The following is a 17,933-nucleotide window of genomic DNA, read 5'->3' on the forward strand; positions in this document are numbered from 1 at the left end:
GTGCGTACGGTGACTGAGCACTAACCGTACCGGCCAGTAGGAACCGAGCTGAATTCCTTTCTCCCCACCCCTGCAGGGTGAGGAAGTGAGCGCAGTGAACATGCTGTCGGATCGTGAACGGGTGCTGTGCCTGAGTCCCTTCGGCACCCCCAACCCGGCCCTCGTGGTCGCGGCCGAACGAGCGGGCGCACTCGGTGTGCTCGACCTCGGACCGGACGCCGCCGCGGACCTCGCCCGCGTCGCCGCCCGCCACCCGCGCGCGTTCGGGGTGAGACTGCGCGGACCCTGGACGGGTGCTCTGCCTGATGCCGTCGACACGGTCGTCGTCGATCTCGCCCTGCCCGTGCCGAACATGGCTGAGCTGGGTGAACGCCGGATCCTCGCGGTGATCACCTCGGTGGCGGAGGCCGTTGCGGCGATCGAGTTCGGCGCCACCGGGTTGATCGCGAAGGGTGCCGAGTCCGGCGGCCGAGTGGGTGGGTCGCCCGCGTTCGTGTTGCTCCAGCAGGTGCTCGCGCTCACCGATCTGCCGATCTGGGTGGCCGGGTCGATCGGCCCCGACACGGCTGCCGCGGCGGTCGCCGGTGGCGCGCGAGGAGTGGTGCTGGAAGGGCAGCTGGCCCTGGTCGCCGAGGCGCGAAAACATATTTCCGGCGAATTTGTCAACGCCGTCAGGATGATGGACGGGGCCGACACCGTCGTGAACGGCGGGGTGCGCGTACATGTTCGGCAGAACGCGCTCGAAATTGGCCAAGAAGGTTCGTTCGCCGAAACAAACCATACTTCGTTCGGGACCGCCGGCGGAGTCGTCGGCGCAATTCACCGGGGTATTCGGGAGAATCTCACCCTGGCGGGTGAGCACCGTTCGATCCGGGCCGGCGGGCCGTTCTGCGACGCCGTTCCCGGCCTGCGCTACCCGATCGCGCAGGGCCCGATGACGCGGGTCAGCGACCAGCCCGCGTTCGCCGCGGCCGTCGCCGGGGGCGGGGCGTTGCCGTTCCTCGCGCTCGCGCTGATGGAGGGCGACGCGGTCCGGGAGCTCCTCGAGCAGACCGCCGGGAAGCTGGGTGACCGGCCGTGGGGCGTCGGCCTGCTCGGCTTCGCGCCGCCGGAGCTGCGGGCTCGGCAGATGGCGGCCGTGCTGGCGGTGCGGCCGAGGTACGCGATCGTCGCCGGAGGCACTCCCACGCAGGCGCGGGAGCTGGAGGCCGCGGGGATCGAGGCGTTCCTGCACGTCCCGTCGCCCGCGTTGCTGCGCCGGTTCCTCGACGAGGGCGCGCGCAAGTTCGTCTTCGAGGGCTCGGAGTGCGGCGGGCACACCGGCCCCCGCACCAGCTTCACGTTGTGGCAGCAGCAGATCGACGTCCTGCGCGGACGGGAGAAGGACGTCGTCGCCTTGTTCGCCGGCGGCATCCACGACGCGCGGTCGGCGGCGATGATCTCCGCGATGACGGCGCCGATCGCGGCACGGGGCGCGGCCGTCGGCGTTCTCGTGGGCACGGCCTACCTGTTCACCGAGGAAGCCGTGGCGCACGGCGCGATCCAGCCGGTGTTCCAGCAGGTCGCGCTGGAGTGCGAGGACACCGCGCTGCTGGAGACCTCACCCGGTCATGCCGTCCGCTGCGCCCAGACGTCCTATGTGGACACCTTCGAGCGGGCGCGCGCCGAGCTCGCCGGCCTGCCGAAGCAGGAGAGCTGGGAGCGGCTCGAACAGCTCAACCTGGGACGGCTCCGGCTCGCCAGCCGCGGCCTCGTGCGCGACGAGGGCGTGCTCAAGGAGGTCGGCGAGGACGAGCAGCGCCGCGAGGGCATGTTCATGATCGGTCAGGTCGCGACTCTTCGGTCCGAACGCACCACGATCGCCCGGCTGCACGAGGACATCGTCTCCGGTGTCCTGCCGGAGTCCGAGGCGGAAGCGACCACCGCCGCACCTCTGGACGTCGCCATCATCGGGATGGCGGCGATCATGCCCGGCGCGCGGGACGTGGCCGAGTTCTGGTCGAACGTGCTGTCCGGCACCGACTCCATCACCGAGATCCCGCCGGACCGCTGGTCGCCCGAACGCTACGACAGCCCGTTCCGCTGGGGCGGGTTCCTCCCGCGCACGGCGTTCGACCCGCTGGCGTACGGCATCCCGCCCGCGTCGCTGACCTCGATCGAGCCCGCGCAGCTGCTGGCGCTGGAGGTGTCCGCGCGGGCACTGCGGGACGCCGGCTACGCGACGCGCGTGTTCGACCGCGACCGCACGTCGGTGATCTTCGGCGCCGAGGCCGGCGCCGACCTCGCGAACGCCTACACGGTCCGCACCGCGTTGCCCGCCCTGGGAGTCCGCGGCCTGGACGACCACCTGCCGAAGCTGACCGAGGACTCGTTCCCAGGGGTGCTCGGCAACGTGATCGCTGGCCGCGTCGCGAACCGGCTCGACCTCGGCGGCGCGAACTACACCGTCGACGCGGCCTGCGCGTCCAGCCTCGCCGCGCTCGACGTGGCGTGCAAGGAACTCGTCGGCGGCACCAGCGACATGGTCCTGTGCGGCGCGGTCGACCTGCACAACAGCGCGCACGACTACCAGATGTTCGCCTCGGTGAAGGCGTTGTCCGCCCAGGGGCGCTGCGCGACGTTCGACTCGGCGGCGGACGGCATCGCGCTCGGCGAGGGCGTGGCCTGCGTCGTCCTGAAACGACTGTCCGACGCCGAACGCGACGGCGACCGGGTCTACGCGGTGGTCAAGGGCATCGGCGCGTCGAGCGACGGCCGGTCGATGGGCCTCACCGCGCCACGCCCCGAAGGCCAGCAGCGGGCGTTGCGCCGCGCTTACGCCTCCGCCGGCCTGCCCGTCACCGACGTCGGACTGGTGGAGGCCCACGGCACGGGAACCGTGGTGGGCGATCGGACCGAGCTCGCGTCGCTGACCGAGATGTTCTCCGGCGTCGACCCCGGCACCTGCACGATCGGCTCGGTGAAGTCGCAGATCGGGCACACCAAGTGCGCGGCCGGTCTCGCGGGCGTGATCAAGGCGGCGCTGGCCGTCCACACCGGCGTCCGGCCCGGCACGCTGCACGTCAAGCAGCCCAACGCTTTCTGGGACGCGCGGACCAGCCCGTTCGCGTTCGGCCACCGCACGTGGGCGAGCAAGAACCGCGTCGCCGGAGTGAGCGCGTTCGGGTTCGGCGGCACGAACTTCCACACGGTGATCGCCGGTTACACCGGCGCGGACGAACCACGCCACGGCCTCACGGCGTGGCCCGCCGAGCTGTTCCTGATCCGCGGCGCCGACCAGGCCGCCGCACGAGCGGAAGCGACCCGGCTGACATCGCTGGCCGACCCGCGTGTGCCGTTGCGTTCGCTGGCCGCGGCCTGCGGTTCCGGACCCGTCCAGGCCGCGTTCGTGGTCAGCTCGCACGAGGACCTGCGGGCGGCGCTGGCGGACGTCGAGGCGTGGCGCTCGTCGGACGTCGTGCGGCTGCGCGGGGGAGAACGGCCGAAGGTCGCGTTCCTGTACCCCGGCCAGGGCAGCCAGCGGCCGGGCATGCTGCTCGACCTGGTCACTGCTTTCCCGCGCTTGCAGGACTTCGTGGACGCGCGGTACGAGCGGGTCATGTACCCGCCGGCCGCGCTGACCGCCGAGGACGTGGCGCGGCAGCGCGCGGAGATCACCGACACCCGCAACGCGCAGCCGACGCTCGGCATCGCCGGTCTGATGGTCACGACTTTGCTCGAATCCGTTGGCGTGCGGCCAGATCTGGCCGGTGGGCACAGCTACGGCGAACTGGTCGCGTTGTCGGCGGCAGGCGTCTTCGGGCCTGCGGAGCTTGTGGAGCTGAGCGCCGCCCGTGCAGAGGCGATGCTCGAAGCCGTCGGCGAGGATCCCGGAACGATGGCGGCCGTTTCGGCTTCGCCGGCGTCGGTCGAGGCCTTGTTGCCGCCGGATGTCGTGGTGGCCAACCACAACGCGCCCGACCAGGTCGTGATCTCGGGTCCTTCGGCGGCCGTGCGCCGCGCTGTGGAGGAGCTCCGCGCCGCCGGTCTCCCGGTGAAGGACATCCCGGTCGCCGCCGCGTTCCACAGCCCGCTCATGGCCGGTGCGCGTGACCGCTTCGCTTCTCGTCTCGCGGCCATGTCGCTGGGGGAGACGGCGTTCCCGGTGTGGTCGAACGTGTCCGCCGAACCGCACGTCGACGTGCGCGACGGCCTGTCCGCACAGCTCGCCGGACGCGTGCGGTTCGTCGAGCAGATCGAGTCGATGTACGCGGCGGGCGCACGGATCTTCGTCGAGGCGGGACCGGGCGGCGTGCTGACGTCGCTGGTCGGCAAGACCCTCGGCGACCGCCCGCACCAGGCGTTGCGCTGCGACGGCCACGTGACGTTCCTGCGCACGCTGGCGGAGCTCGCGGTGGCCGGCGTCGAGGTGGACACCGCACCGCTGTTCGAGGACAGGGCCGAACCGGCGACGGCCGTGCCTTCGCCGCCTCGCTGGTACGTGGATGGAGGTCTCGTGCGGGACGCGAACGGCGACGCACTGCCCGGCGGGCTCAGGCCCGCGACCGAGCTGCCGACCCTGCGCGTGGGAGCGGGGCTGGGGCGTGACGAGATCGTCGAGAAGTTCCTGGACGGCATGCGGGACGCGGTGAGCGCCCAGCGCGACGTGCTGCTCAGCTACCTCGGCACCGCGGTTCCGGCCGCCCCTGCTCCGCTCGTCGAACCGCCACGGGTGGTGGAGGCGCAGGTCGTCAAGCCGCAGGAGGACGTCTCGGCGGTGGTGCTGCGGACGATCAGCACGCGCACGGGCTACCCGGAGGAGATGCTGCTGCCGGGGCTGGACCTCGAAGCGGACCTGTCGATCGACTCGATCAAGCGCACGGAGATCGTCGGTGAGCTGGTGGCCGAGCTGGGTGCCACCGGGTCGGTGGACGAGCTGGCGCAGCTCAAGACCATCGAGGGCCTGGTCGGCTGGTTCGGCGCCACCGATTGTCGGAATGGTGACATTCGGACAACTGTGCTGCGGACGATCAGCACGCGCACGGGCTACCCGGAGGAGATGCTGCTGCCGGGCCTGGACCTGGAAGCGGATCTGTCGATCGACTCCATCAAACGCGCGGAAATCGTCGGCGAACTGGCGGCGGAGCTGGGCGCGGTGGGCGCGGTCGACGAGTTGGCACAGCTGAAGACCATCGACGGGATCGTCGCCTGGTTCGGGAAGACGCCCGCACTCAGCCCGACACCCGCACTCAGCCCGACACCCGCGCTCACCCCGGCCGCCACGGCTCCCGAGCCGGACGCGCCGCAAGCACCGAAGGCCGGCCGGCTCGTCCGGCTCGTTCCCCAGGTCGTCCCCGCGGACCCCGCCGCGCCCGTCGACCTCACCGGCAAGACGGTGCTGATCATCGACGACAACGGCATCGGCCTCGAGCTCGCCGACCTCCTCGAACGCCACACCGCCCGCCCGCGCGTCGAGCCGTCGTTCCCGGCCGACCTGGCCGGCGTCGACGTCGTCGTCCGGCTCGGCGCGCGGTTGCCGGAGGCGTTCAGCGAGGTCAAGGCGTGTGTGACCAACGGTGTCGCGCTCGTCGTGGTGACCACGGGCGGTGGCACGTTCGGCTTCGACCACACGCCCGACGAGCTGCCCGCGGACATCGGGCTGCACGGCCTGGTCCGCACGGCCGCGCTGGAGTACCCGGACCTGGTGGTGCGCGCGGTCGACGTCAACACCAAGGAGAGCCACCGCGACATCGCCACCGCGTTGCTCGCCGAGATCGGCCCCGGACCGGCCGTCGTCGGTTACCTCGCCGGGAAGCGCCAGGTCGTCGAGGCGGTTCCCGCCGAGCTCGAAGCCAAGCCCCTCATCCTCGACGCCGACAGCGTGGTGTTGCTGACCGGCGGCGCGCGGGGGATCACGGCTCTCGCGGCGACGGCGCTCGCCGAGCGGACCGGGTGCCACATCGAGCTGATCGGCCGCACCGCTGTCGCGCCGGAGAACCACCGGCTGAGCCATGCCACGACCGAGCCCGAGCTGGTGAGGGCGTTGTTCGAGCTGGGGGAGAAGGACGACGTGCCCGCGAAGGCGCGCGAGGTCCTCGCCGAGCGCGAAGTGCGTCAGACCTTGGAACGGTTGCGCGCCACGGCATCGAGCGTCAGGTACCACGTGTGCGACGTCACCGACGCCGAGGCGGTGGGCCGGGTCCTCGACGACGTCAGGGCGCGGTTCGGGCGCATCGACGGTGTCGTCCACGGCGCCGGCGTGCTGGACGACAGGCTGATCGAGGCCAAGACGCAGGAGTCGTTCGACCGGGTGTGGGCGACGAAGGTCAACGGCGCCAAGGCCTTCCGCGACGGCTTCCTGGTGCTGTTCGGCAGCGTCAGCGGGGTGTTCGGCAACCGCGGGCAGGCCGACTACTCGGCCGCCAACGACGCGCTGGACCGGATGGCCCGGTTCTGGGGTGTCCAGCGCAGGGTCGTCGCCGTCGACTGGGGTCCCTGGGCCGGTGCGGGCATGGCCGCCGGGCTCGCGGACGAGTACGCGCGCCGCGGCATCCCGCTGATCGAGCCGGAGCAGGGCGTGGACGCGCTGCTGAACGAGATCGCCGCCGGTGAGGACGTGCAGGTGGTCTTCCGATGGGAGGCGTAGCGATCGTCGGGATCGGCGCCGTCTTCCCCGGCGCCCCCGACGTCACGACGTTCTGGCGCAACATCGTCGGCGGCGTCGACGCCATCGGGCAGATCCCGCCCGGCCGCTGGGACCCGGCGACCTACTACGACCGGGACAGCACCACCGGCGACAGGTTCTACTGCCGCAGGGGCGGGTTCGTCGACGACCTCGCGGAGTTCGACCCGACCAGGTTCGGCATCATGCCGTCCACCGTGGACGGCGCGGAGCCGGACCAGCTGCTGGCCCTCGCCACGGCCGCGGAGGCCATCGCGGACGCGGGCGGCGAGGCGGTCCTGCCGTCACGGGACCGGGTCGGCGTTGTCGTCGGGCGCGGTGGTTACCTCACGCCGGGGTGCGCGCGCCTCGACCAGCGCGTGCGGCTCGCGGACGAGGTCGTGTCGGTGGTCCGCGACCTGTTCCCGACCCTTGCCGGGACGGAGCTGGACACCGTCCGCCAGGCGATCCGGGACCGGCTCGGGCCGGAGCAGCCGGAGTCGTCGATCGGGCTCGTGCCGAACCTGGCGGCGTCGCGGATCGCGAACCGGTTCGACCTCAGGGGCACGGCGTACACGGTCGACGCGGCCTGCGCGTCCGGGCTGGTCGCCGTCGAGCACGCCGTCCGCGAGCTCCAGGAGGGCCGTGCGGACGCCATGCTCGCCGGGGCGGTGCACGTGTGCCACCACCCGACGTTGTGGAGCGTCTTCACGCAGCTCAGGGCGTTGAGCCCGAGCGAGCGCATCCGGCCGTTCGACGCGGGAGCGGACGGCACGCTGTTGTCCGAGGGCGTCGGCATGGTCCTGTTGAAGCGTCTCGAAGACGTCGGCGACGAACGCGTCTACGCGGTGATCCGCGGCATCGGCACGGCGAGCGACGGCCGGGCGACCAGCATGATGACGCCCAACCCCGAAGGACAACTCCTTGCGGTGCAACGGGCTTGGGCGAGCGCGGACCTCGACCCCCGCACCGACGGTCCCGGCCTGATCGAGGCGCACGGCACCGCCACGCCCGCCGGTGACGCCGCCGAGCTGCGGACGATGATCTCCGCGTTCGGCGCGCACGGCGACGAGATCGGCATCGGCACGGTGAAGTCGATGATCGGCCACGCGATGCCCGCCGCCGGGATGGCCGGACTGATCAAGGCCGCGCTGGCGTTGCACCACAACACCTTGCCGCCGACCCTGCACGTCGAGAACCCGCATTCGGCGCTCGACGGCACGAGGTTCACCCCGGTGACGACCGCCCGCGAGTGGACCGGCCCGCACCGCGCGGTCGTGAACGCGTTCGGGTTCGGCGGGATCAACGCGCACGCCGTGCTCGACGGCCACACGGTCGCCAAGCCGCGCAAGCCCGTCATGACGTTCGCCGCCGACACCGCCGGGGAACTGGCCACAGCGCTCAGGGAACGACGGACCTCGGGCGCAGACCGCGCGTTCCGGCTCGCCATCGGCAACCCGGACGACCGCAAGCTCGAGCTCGCCGAACGCGTGCTGGCCCAGGGCAAGGCGTGGCCAGGCCGCCACGACATCTGGTTCTCACCGGAGCCGCTGCTGACCGGCACCGACCAGGTCGCGTTCCTGTTCCCCGGCTTCGAGCGCGAGTTCAGCGGCGAGGTCGTCGACCACGCCGTCCGGCTGCTGCAGGACGGCCGCCGCGAGGCCCGCGACCTCATGGCGCTCGGCATCACACCCGGTGCGCTGGCCGGGCACAGCATGGGCGAGTGGACCGCCATGGTCGTCGGCGGCATCTACCCGACCATCGACGAGTTCGTCGCCGCGCTCGGGCCCGGCGCGGTCGCGGTCGTCGACATCGCCTACGCCGCACTGGGGTGCTCGGCCGACAAGGCGGAGCGGCACCTGACGGACGGCGTGACGATCAGCCACGACAACTGCCCGCACCAGTCGGTGATCTGCGGCCCGCTCGACCGGCTCGAAGAGGTCATCGCCACGCTCAAGGCCCACGGCGTCATGGCGCAGCTCATGCCGTTCCGCACCGGCTTCCACACCCCCGCGCTCGCGCCCTACCTGGGCAGGGCCAGGGAGATGCTCGACCAGCTGCCGGTCCGCACCCCGGACATCTCGGTGTGGTCGGCGAACTCCCTCGAACCCATGGCCGCCGGCGAGGTCCGCGACCTGGTGCTGCGCCACCTCGTCGAGCCCGTGAGATTCCGGCCGCTGCTGGAACGCCTGCACCGGCAGGGGTTCCGCGCGTTCGTCCAGATCGGACAGGGCAGCCTGCCGGGGTTCGTCGGCGACACGCTGTCCGACCGGCCGCACCTCGCCGTGGGCTCCGACATCGCGCCGGAGGCGTTGTGGGCGTTCGGGCTCAAGCGCGGCACGGCGCACCGGGTGAAGCTGCGGCTCGGGACACCGAAGATCACGGTCGACCCGCTCGGCACCGGACCCGTGCTCGTGGCGGACGACAGCCCGATGTCGGCCGCGGTGAACAGGCTGCTCGCGCACACGAACGCCGTGGCGCGCGAGGTGGTGGGGGCGTTGAGGCCGAAGGAGGTCGTGGCGAGCCCGAGCGAGGTGGGCTTCACCCGCGAGTTCTCGCTCAGGACCATGCCCGAGCTCGTCGACCACTCGGTCTTTCCGCAACCGCCGGGCTGGCCCGACCTCGAGGACGGCTTCCCGATCGTCCCCGCGACCGGTCTGCTGGAGGTCTTCGCCGACGCCGCCCGCCGGCTCACCGGCGGCACCGTCCACGGCTTCGCCCAGGTCAGGGCCAAGCGCTGGCTCACAGCGCTGCCCGCGACGACCGCGAGGATCTCCGCCCGCGCCGAGGGCCGTGACCGCGTCGTGGTGAAGGTCGGCGACTACGCCGAGGGTGTCGTGCTCATGGCGCCGCAGCCGGTCCAGCCGGTCGGCGGAGAACTCCACGGGGTCCGCGAGGCACCGGTGACCGCGGGCGCGCTCTACACGGACAACTGGATGTTCCACGGACCGGCGTTCGCGGGCGTCACGAAGATCGACTGCCTGGCGGACAACGGGATCGCGGGCGTGCTGACCCCGTTGCCCGCGCCGGGAGCGTTGCTCGACAGCGCCGGGCAGCTGATCGGTCACTGGATGCAGGTCAGCCGCACCGAGGACCAGACGGTGTTGCCGACCGGCATCGAGCAGGTGTCGTTCCACGGACCGGCTCCGGACAGCGACGTCCACTGCACGGCGTGGATCCGCGAGGTGACCGCCCAGGAGATGGTCGCCGACGCCGAACTGACCGTGCACGGCGAGCTGTGGTGCCGGATCACCGGCTGGACCACCCGCCGGTTCACCACGGACGACCGGATCTGGCAGGTCAAGCTGAAGCCGGGCACCGAGATGCTGTCGGTCCGCGACGGCGAGTGGCTGGGCGTCCGGGAGAACTGGTCGGACAGCGCCACTCGCGACCTGATCATGCGCCGGTACCTGAACTCCGCCGAGCGGCGGCACTACGGCGGACTGGACGTGCCGTCGCAACGGGACTGGCTCCTGCGCGTGATCGCGGCGAAGGACGCCGTGCGCGCGTGGCTGTGGAGCCGTGGCGCAGGGCCGGTCTACCCGGCGGAGCTGACCGTGGACGCGGACGGGAAGGTGCGCGGCGCCTTCGCCGTGCCACGGGTCGAAGTCGTGTCGGAACAAGGCGGAGCAGCAGCCCGCGTGCGAACGGAGAACTGATGGACGAGGTGCTGCAGCGGGTGGCCGAAATGGTCACCGAGGTGGTCGGGCCGGACTTCCTGCTGGGCGTGGAGATCACCCGTGACACCACCTTCAGCGACGACCTGGGGCTGGAGTCGATCGAGTTCGTCGCGCTGGCGGACAAGCTCAACGCGCATTACGGCGTCGACCTCGTGGCGTTCCTCGCGGACATGGACATCGACGAGATCATGGCGATGTCCGTCGGCCGGCTCGTCGACCACATCACGGCCCGTGTCTGAGCTTCACGCCCGAGGGCTGCGGTTCCACGTGCAGCGGCTCGGGCCGACAGTGGACACAAAAGCAGGCGCGCCGACCGTGGTGTTCGTGCACGGCCTGGTGATGGACAACCTGTCGAGCTTCTACTACACGCTCGCCGCGCCCCTGGCCAAGGCCGGGTTCGGCACCGTGCTGTTCGACCTGCGCGGCCACGGCCTGTCCGAACGGCCGCCCTCCGGGTACACGCCGGAGGAGAGCGCCGAGGACCTGGTCGCCGTGCTGGACGGCATCGGCGTGACCGAGCCGGTCTTCCTGCTGGGCAACAGCTACGGCGGCGTCGTCGCGATGCACGCGGCCGTGCGGGCTCCCGAACGGGTAGGCGGTGTCGTGCTCGTCGAGTCGGCCGTCGGGGGAGTGGTCGGCGACGCGTGGTTCGAGGACATCACCAACACGTTGACGGTCGCGGCGCTGGGTCTGGAGTTCGACCGCACGCAGGACCAGCTGATGGCCCTGGGACAGCGCAAGATCGCGAAGCTCGCGGTGAACGCCCACGCCCTGCTGAACGGCACCACGCTGATCGACGACCTCGGCTCGGGCGCGAAGCTCGACCTCACGCAGGTGCGGTGCCCGGTGCTCGGCGTGTACGGCAGCGAGTCCGAGCTGATCGGCGCGGCGGCGGAGCTCCGGGAACGCATTCCGTCGTGCCGGCTGCACGTCGTCAGCGGGCTCGGGCACACGGTCCTGCGGGAGGCCACGGCCGAACTGCTCGACGTGCTGTTCGACTGGTTGCCGTCATGAGCCGGTTCCTGTTCGTCGTGCCGCCGCTGACCGGCCACGTCAACCCGACCGCCTCCGTCGGCGGCGAGCTGCTGGCGCGCGGGCACGACGTCGCGTGGGTCGGCCATCCCGGCACGCTCGCACCACTCCTGCCGGACCACGCGGTCGTCCTCCCGGCGATCGACGACCTCCTGGAAGCCGGCATCCGCGCGAAACGGGAGCGGTGGCTCGCGTTGCGCGGGATGGCGGTGCTCAAGTTCTTCTGGGAGGAGTTCCTCCTCCCGCTCGGGCACTCGATGGTGCCAGGGGTGTCCCAGGCGGTCGACCGGTTCGGCCCGGACGTGGTCGTCGCCGACCAGCAGGCGCTGGCCGGGCCGGTGGTGGCGAGAAACGCCGGTCTGCCGTGGGTGACGTCGGCCAGCACGTCCGCCGAGCTGATCAATCCACTGAGGACGATGCCGAAGGTCGACGCCTGGGTGCGCGACCTGCTGCACGGCTTCGCGGGCGGCGACATCAGGTTCTCCGACCGGCTCGTGCTGGTCTACAGCTCGAAGGCGTTGGTGGGCGGTGAGTTCGGCGAGGAGGTGGCCTTCGTGGGACCCGCGCTGACGCACCGCGTCGAACGGGTGGGCTTCCCCTGGGAACGGCTGACCGGGCAACGGCGGGTGCTCGTCTCGCTGGGCACCCTCAACGGCCCGGCGGGCGAGCGGTTCTTCGGTCAGGTGCTGGACGCGGTCGCGGACCTCGACCTCCAGGTGATCATGGTCGTACCGCCGCGAACCGCGCCCGCCAACGTCCTCATGGTGCCGTCGGTGCCACAGCTCGCGTTGATGCCGCACCTCGACGCGGTCGTCACCCACGGCGGCCACAACACGGTCTGCGAGGCGCTCTTCCACGGGCTGCCGCTCGTCGTGGCACCGATCCGCGACGACCAGCCGACCGTCGCGGCGCAGGTCGTGGACGCCGGCGCCGGGGTGCGGCTGACCTACTCGCGGGCTCGGGCGGCCGACATCCGCAGTGCGGTGGAGTCCGTGCTGGACGAGCCGGAGTACGCGGCCGCCGCCGGACTGGTGCGGGACTCGTTCGTGGCGGCGGGCGGCGCGGCAGCCGCCGCCGACCGACTGGAGAAGGTGGTGGCCGGGTGATCCTCGCGGGCTCGATTCTTTCTGGACTGGTGGTGCTCGCCGTCCTGCTGGACGTGCTGCGCCTGCGTTCCCGCGCGTCCAAGCTGCGCGTGCTCGCACCGGGTGTGAGCGAGCACAAGCTCCTCAACGCCACGGGTGTGCATCCCGAGGGCTCGTGGGAGTCCGACGCGGATCTCGTCGACCTCGTGCCGCGCGACCTGCCGGCGGTGGCCGCGCTGGACCTGCTCGGGGCGTTCGACCCCGGCGCGTACCGCGACGACCAGTGGGCGCGCGGCGTCAGCGCCTCGCAGGCCGTGCTGGTGCGCGACGAGTACGCCGAGGAGGTCGACGGCGACGACCCCACCGAGTTCGTGGCGTTCGTCCGGCGGGTCAAGGACCACGTCAAGGCGAAGGTCGACATCGCGGTCGCGCCAGGGCTCGAAGCCGGGCCGTACGACCTCGGCTACCGCGCGGCGACGTTGCGGCAGCTGGGAAAGCGGCCGTCGCTGTGGATCGCGGGCTCGGTCATCGGCTACGCCGCGGTGGCGGCCGCCTTGATCACCCACTGGCAGTGGGGGCTCGTCGCTCTCGCCGCCTATTGGGCACACCCGATCCTCGTGTTCGCCGGAACGCCGCTGCGGCCGCGCGACCTGTGGGTGCCGAGGGTCGTCCGCACGCCCTACCTGTGGTTCAAGACGGCCGGGGGCAGGAAGTCCACGGCCGAGAAGCGCCAGGCCGCGCACCTCGAGCAGGCCGCGCCCTGGTACGAGCAGAACCGCGACCGGAACTTCCACGAGGCACGGCGCGACACCTGCCCGTCGTGCGGCAGCCAGGACCTCCGCCTCTGGGTGACCGCGCACGACCTGGTGCAGCGCAAGCCCGGCACGTTCACGATGGACCGCTGCGTCCGATGTGGACACGTCTGGCAGAACCCGCGGCTGTCCGAGGAAGGGCTCGGCTTCTACTACCGCGACTTCTACGACGGTCTCGGCGAGACGTCGGCGGAGGCGGTGTTCTCGGGCAAGACCGAGCCGTACTACGGCCGGGCGCGGATGGTCGAGCCGTTCACGACACCCCGGCGGTGGCTCGACGTCGGATCGGGGCACGCGCACTTCTGCCTGGGCGCCAAGGAGGTCCTGCCCGAGACGGCGTTCGACGGGCTGGACCAGGGCGCGGCCATCGAGGAGGCGGCGCGGCTGGGCCGGATCGAGCAGTCGTACCGGGGCAGCTTCAAGGAGTTCGCGGGCGAGCTCAAGGGCCGCTACGACGTGATCAGCATGCACCACTACCTGGAGCACGTGCGGGACCCGTGGGAGGAGCTCGACATCGTCGCGGACGTGCTGCCGGAAGGCGGTTACCTGCTGATCGAGCTGCCGGACCCGGAATGGCGTCTCGGCAAGCTGTTCGGCCAGTACTGGATGCCGTGGTTCCAGCCGCAGCACCAGCACATGATGCCGATCGGCAACCTGCAGCACGCGCTGGCCGACCGCGGACTGACCACGGTGGCCACCGAGCGCGAGAAAGCCCACCTCTGCAACGACTTCACGCTCGCGTTGCTGCTGTTCCTCGGCAACATCGCTCCCCGCACGCCCGCACCGTGGCGTCCGGAACGCGTCCGGCTGCGCAGGACCCGCAGCTTCCTGGTGTGGTCGCTCGGCATCCCGGCGTTCTTCGTCGCGATGGCGCTGGACCAGACGGTGAACCGGTTCCTCGCGAAGCGCACCGGCAACGGCAACGCCTACCGGCTGCTGGCCAGGAAGAGCTCATGACCGACATCGCGGACAGGCCCGAGCTCGCGCCGGAGCTCAGGCTCGTGCCGCACGCGTTCCGGCGCACGTTCGGCAGGCCCGCCGAGGGCGTCTGGTACGCGCCCGGTGTGCTGAACCTGCTCGGTGGTGCCGTCAAGGTGCGCGCCAAGTGGGGTGCGATCGTCGCGGGGGACCGGCGTGACGACGGCAGGCTCGAGCTGGTGTCGGTGAACCGGCCGGCCGAACGCGCGCTGCTGCCGTCCGGGGAGGTCCCGGCCTGGGCGGCCCCGGTGGCGGGGGAGTCCGGCGGCGCCACGCTGATGTGCAGCGTGGACCTGCCGCAGGGGAGCGGCCTGTCCGCCGGCGAGGCGCTGAGGACGGCCGTCGGGCTGGCCCTGCGCGATCTGGCGGGTGGTCTTCCGGAGGAGTCGCCCGCCATCGACCTCGATCTTCCCGGTCAACGGCTCCTCGTGGTCGACACGCGGATCCGGCGCCCTGAACCGCAGGAGGAACGGCCGTACACCCCGCACACCGAGGACCTCGGGGCGGCGTTGACGGCCTACCACCACGCCCGGGTCCCGGACCCCGAGCAGAACGCGGTGGTCTACGCCGCCCTGGCCGCGGGCGCGCGCGGCGCGAGCATGCTGGTGGACCCGCCGGGCAGGCCCGCTGTCGCGCTGGTCGACGCGGACCTGGTCCCGGCGGTGAAGAAGGCGATCACGAAGGCGGTGGAGGTCCCTCCCCGCTACCTCACGATCGTCCCCGGTCCCTTCAAGGCAGCGGCTTCACGGTGAACTCGGCCCGGCGCAGGTCCCTCGAGCTCGGACCGACCAGGAGGACGAACTCGCCGGGCTCGACCACCCGGTTGCCGTCCGCGTCGACGATCGTGCAGGCGGCGACCGGGAGCTCGAGGCCGACCTTCACGGTCTCACCCGGCCGCACGTCGACCTGCTTGAACGTCTTGAGCTCCTTGTCCGCCCAGCTCACCGACGTGACGGCGTCGCTGACGTAGACCTGCACGGTCTCGCGCGAGGGCCGCGAGCCCGTGTTGGTGAGCGAGATGCACGCCTTGACGGTCTCGTCCGGACGCAGCACCGCCGTCTCGACGAGCAGGTCGCTGTACTCGACGGTCGTGTACGACAGGCCCTCGCCGAACACGAACGCCGGCTCCTGCGTGAGGTCGGCGTAGCGCGTGCCGTGCTGGCCGCGGATCTGGTTGTAGTACGTCGGCTGCTGGCCCGCGTGCGCCGCGAACGAGATCGGCAGGCGGCCGCTGGGCTCGATGAGCCCGTGCAGCAGCTCGGCGATCGCGCGGCCGCCCTGCATGCCGGGGTTCGCCACCCACAGCAGCGCGGCGGCGTTGCGGGCGGAGGCGGGCAGGACCAGCGGCTTCGACGCGAGCAGCACCACGACCAGCGGCTTGCCGGTCCCGGCGAGCGCGTCGAGCAGCGCGACCTGGCCGCCGATCAGCTCGAGCGTGGCGGTGGAGCGGCCCTCGCCGACCAGCTCGATCTGGTCGCCGACCACGGCCACGACGTAGTCCGCGTCCTCGGCGGCCGCGACGGCCTCGGCGATCAGGTCCGCGTCCGGCGCGCACGCCTTCACGACCGGCGGGCGGGGCTGGCCGTCCGGGAACGTGTCGCCCTCGGGGTCCGGCTCCAGCGTCAGGATGTCGGCGCCGCGGGCGTAGGTGACCTCCTGCGGCGAGAGCTCGCGCAGGCCGTCGAGGACCGTGGTGATCATCTCGCGGGGGTGGCCGGTGGGCAGCCAGTCGGCCTGGCCGGACGAGCCGGCCCAGTCGCCGAGCTGCGTCTGGGCGTCGTCGGCGAGGGGACCGACGACCGCGATCCTGCCCTTGGACTTCGAAAACGGCAGCACGCCCTCGTTGCGCAGCAGCACCAGCGACCGGCGCGCGACCTGCAGGTTCAGCGCCACGTGGTCGTCGTGGTTGATCATCACGCGCTGGCGTTCCGCGTCGGGCCTGCGCGGGTTCTCGAACAGGCCGAGGTCGAACTTGAGCGTCAGGATGCGGGTGACGGCGCGGTCGAGGTCCGACTCGGCCAGCAACCCGTCCTCGACGGCCTGCAGCGCGCCGTCGAAGAACTGCGGCGTCGTCATGATCATGTCGTTGCCGGCCTTCACGGCGGCCGCGGCGGCGTGGGCGTAGTCGGGCTGCAGCTTCTGCTCCCAGACCATGCGGCCGACGTTGTCCCAGTCGGTGATGAGCGTGCCCTTGTAGCCCCACTCGCCGCGCAGCACCTCGTCGAGCAGCCACGAGTTGACCGTGATCGGCACGCCGTCGGTGGACTGGTAGCCGAGCATGAACGTCGCGCAGCCCTCGCGGGCGACCCGCTCGAACGGCGGCAGGAACCACGACCGCAGCTTGCGCCGCGACAGGTCCGCCTCGCTCGCGTCCCGGCCGCCCTGGGTCTCCGAGTAGCCGGCGAAGTGCTTGGCGGTCGCGAGGATGGCCGTCTCGTCGGTGAGGCCGTCGCCCTGGTAGCCGCGGACCATGGCGGCCGCGAGCTCGCCGATCAGCACGGGGTCCTCGCCGAACGTCTCGTCGACGCGGCCCCAGCGCAGGTCCCGCGAGATGCACAGGACCGGGGAGAACGTCCAGTGCACGCCTGTCGCCGCCGCCTCGACCGCCGTCACGCGCGCGACCTGCTCGACCAGGTCCGGGTCCCAGGACGCGGCCATGCCCAGCTGCGTCGGGAAGATGGTGGCGCCCTCGTAGAACGAGTGGCCGTGGATGCAGTCCTCGGCGATGAGCAGGGGGACCCGCAGCCGTGTCCGCGTGGTGAGGTCCTGCGCGCGCAGCACTCGTTCGGGCGAGGTGTGCAGGATCGAGCCGACGTGCTTGCGCAGCACGTGGTCGTCCAGGTCCTCCCTCGAGTCCAGCTGCATCATCTGCCCGACCTTCTCGGCCAGCGTCATGCGGGCCAGGAGGTCGGCGACCCGCTCCGCGGTGGGCAGCGTGGCGTCGAGGTAGGGCACGTCGTCGCGATCCATGTGGTCTCCGAGAGGGCTCGTGCGGCGGCAGCGTCTATGGGAGCGCTCTCACAGTTGATACCTGAAACCGGTTCCGCGCGATACCGGTTTCGGGATTTCCGGTACAAACGAATCGGTTGAGAAGCCGCTCGACTCACCCGAACGCGACAAACCGGCCGCCCCTCGGGGGACAGCCGGTTCCGGTGGGTGTCGTGGGTGTTACGGCTTGTCAGCGCTCGGTTTCGGCGCTACTTCACGGCCTTGGCCCCGTTCGGCGCGATGGCGTACCAGCGGTCGTCGACGCCGTGACCGGTGGTGTCGCCGGCCTCCTCGTCGTCGACGTACCGGTGGACCGGGTGGCCGGCGATCGTCACCTGCTCCAGGCCGTCCGGGCGCTTCACCGTGCCGAGGAGGTTCCGGTCGACGCCCACCGCCTCGATCTTGCCGCCCGCGGCCAGCAGCGGCGGCCACACGAGCGCGCACTCCGGTTCCACGCACGTCGGCTTGGGCGGGCTCGTGCCGTCCCCGGTGTCGAGGTAGAGCGTGTTGTGCTCGCGGTCGACGACGACCTGGCCCACGTTCGAGTCCAGGACCTGCAGTTTCACGAGGTCGCCGGGGAGGACCCCGGCCGGGCCGGCGACGGGGCCGGACGCGGCCTCCAGCTCCTCCGAGGTGGCCGGCTCCTCCGCCGGTGGGGTGGAGCAGGCGCCGAGGAAGGCGAGCAACACGACAAGGGCGAATCGGGTCACATGGGTGG

General features: G+C 71.7%; 9 protein-coding genes. 7 read left to right on the top strand and 2 right to left on the bottom strand.

The window, feature by feature from the left end:
* Positions 1-85 precede the first annotated feature (85 nt).
* From VM306_RS09010 to VM306_RS09040, 7 genes are read left to right on the top strand one after another with little or no spacing between them, the layout of a single operon-like run.
* Positions 86-6,625 (top strand): SDR family oxidoreductase, encoded by a 6,540-nt coding sequence (locus VM306_RS09010; protein WP_325512940.1) that lies wholly within the window; start codon positions 86-88, stop codon positions 6,623-6,625.
* Entirely contained in the window at positions 6,613-10,299 is a 3,687-nt protein-coding gene (locus tag VM306_RS09015; protein WP_325512942.1) for a beta-ketoacyl synthase N-terminal-like domain-containing protein, read from the top strand. The genes VM306_RS09010 and VM306_RS09015 overlap by 13 nt, the downstream gene beginning before the upstream one ends.
* Positions 10,299-10,559 carry an acyl carrier protein gene (locus VM306_RS09020; RefSeq protein ID WP_325512944.1) on the top strand — a complete coding sequence of 87 codons (261 nt, stop codon included), beginning with the start codon at positions 10,299-10,301 and terminating at the stop codon, positions 10,557-10,559. Before VM306_RS09015 ends, VM306_RS09020 begins: the two co-directional genes overlap by 1 nt.
* The gene (locus VM306_RS09025; RefSeq protein ID WP_325512946.1) at positions 10,552-11,334 is read left to right on the top strand and encodes an alpha/beta hydrolase; all 783 of its coding nucleotides are present in this window, start codon (positions 10,552-10,554) and stop codon (positions 11,332-11,334) included. The genes VM306_RS09020 and VM306_RS09025 overlap by 8 nt, the downstream gene beginning before the upstream one ends.
* A complete protein-coding gene (locus VM306_RS09030) occupies positions 11,331-12,458 on the top strand; it encodes a glycosyltransferase (RefSeq protein WP_325512948.1) in 1,128 nt (375 codons plus the stop codon). Before VM306_RS09025 ends, VM306_RS09030 begins: the two co-directional genes overlap by 4 nt.
* Entirely contained in the window at positions 12,455-14,206 is a 1,752-nt protein-coding gene (locus VM306_RS09035) for a class I SAM-dependent methyltransferase (RefSeq protein ID WP_325512950.1), read from the top strand. The genes VM306_RS09030 and VM306_RS09035 overlap by 4 nt, the downstream gene beginning before the upstream one ends.
* Positions 14,203-14,979 (top strand): hypothetical protein, encoded by a 777-nt coding sequence (locus tag VM306_RS09040; RefSeq protein WP_325512952.1) that lies wholly within the window; start codon positions 14,203-14,205, stop codon positions 14,977-14,979. The genes VM306_RS09035 and VM306_RS09040 overlap by 4 nt, the downstream gene beginning before the upstream one ends.
* On the opposite strand, the gene VM306_RS09045 is transcribed toward VM306_RS09040, so the two are convergent.
* Together VM306_RS09045 and VM306_RS09050 are read right to left on the bottom strand one after the other, a co-directional pair.
* Positions 14,957-17,197 (bottom strand): glycoside hydrolase family 3 N-terminal domain-containing protein, encoded by a 2,241-nt coding sequence (locus VM306_RS09045; protein WP_325512954.1) that lies wholly within the window; start codon positions 17,195-17,197, stop codon positions 14,957-14,959. The two genes, VM306_RS09040 and VM306_RS09045, sit on opposite strands and share 23 nt — an antisense overlap.
* 227 nt (positions 17,198-17,424) lie before the next feature.
* Positions 17,425-17,925, bottom strand: coding sequence for a hypothetical protein (locus VM306_RS09050; protein WP_325512956.1), 501 nt, complete (start codon positions 17,923-17,925; stop codon positions 17,425-17,427).
* Between the last annotated feature and the right edge of the window lie 8 nt (positions 17,926-17,933).

The organism is Lentzea sp., assembly GCF_035525475.1.
Classification (GTDB): Bacteria; Actinomycetota; Actinomycetes; order Mycobacteriales; family Pseudonocardiaceae; genus Lentzea.

Coding starts and splice junctions, on each gene's coding strand:
- VM306_RS09040 (WP_325512952.1), top strand. CDS start 14,203: ATGACCGACATCGCGGACAGGCCCGAGCTCGCGCCGGAGCTCAGGCTC.
- VM306_RS09020 (WP_325512944.1), top strand. CDS start 10,299: ATGGACGAGGTGCTGCAGCGGGTGGCCGAAATGGTCACCGAGGTGGTC.
- VM306_RS09030 (WP_325512948.1), top strand. CDS start 11,331: ATGAGCCGGTTCCTGTTCGTCGTGCCGCCGCTGACCGGCCACGTCAAC.
- VM306_RS09015 (WP_325512942.1), top strand. CDS start 6,613: ATGGGAGGCGTAGCGATCGTCGGGATCGGCGCCGTCTTCCCCGGCGCC.
- VM306_RS09045 (WP_325512954.1), bottom strand. CDS start 17,197: ATGGATCGCGACGACGTGCCCTACCTCGACGCCACGCTGCCCACCGCG.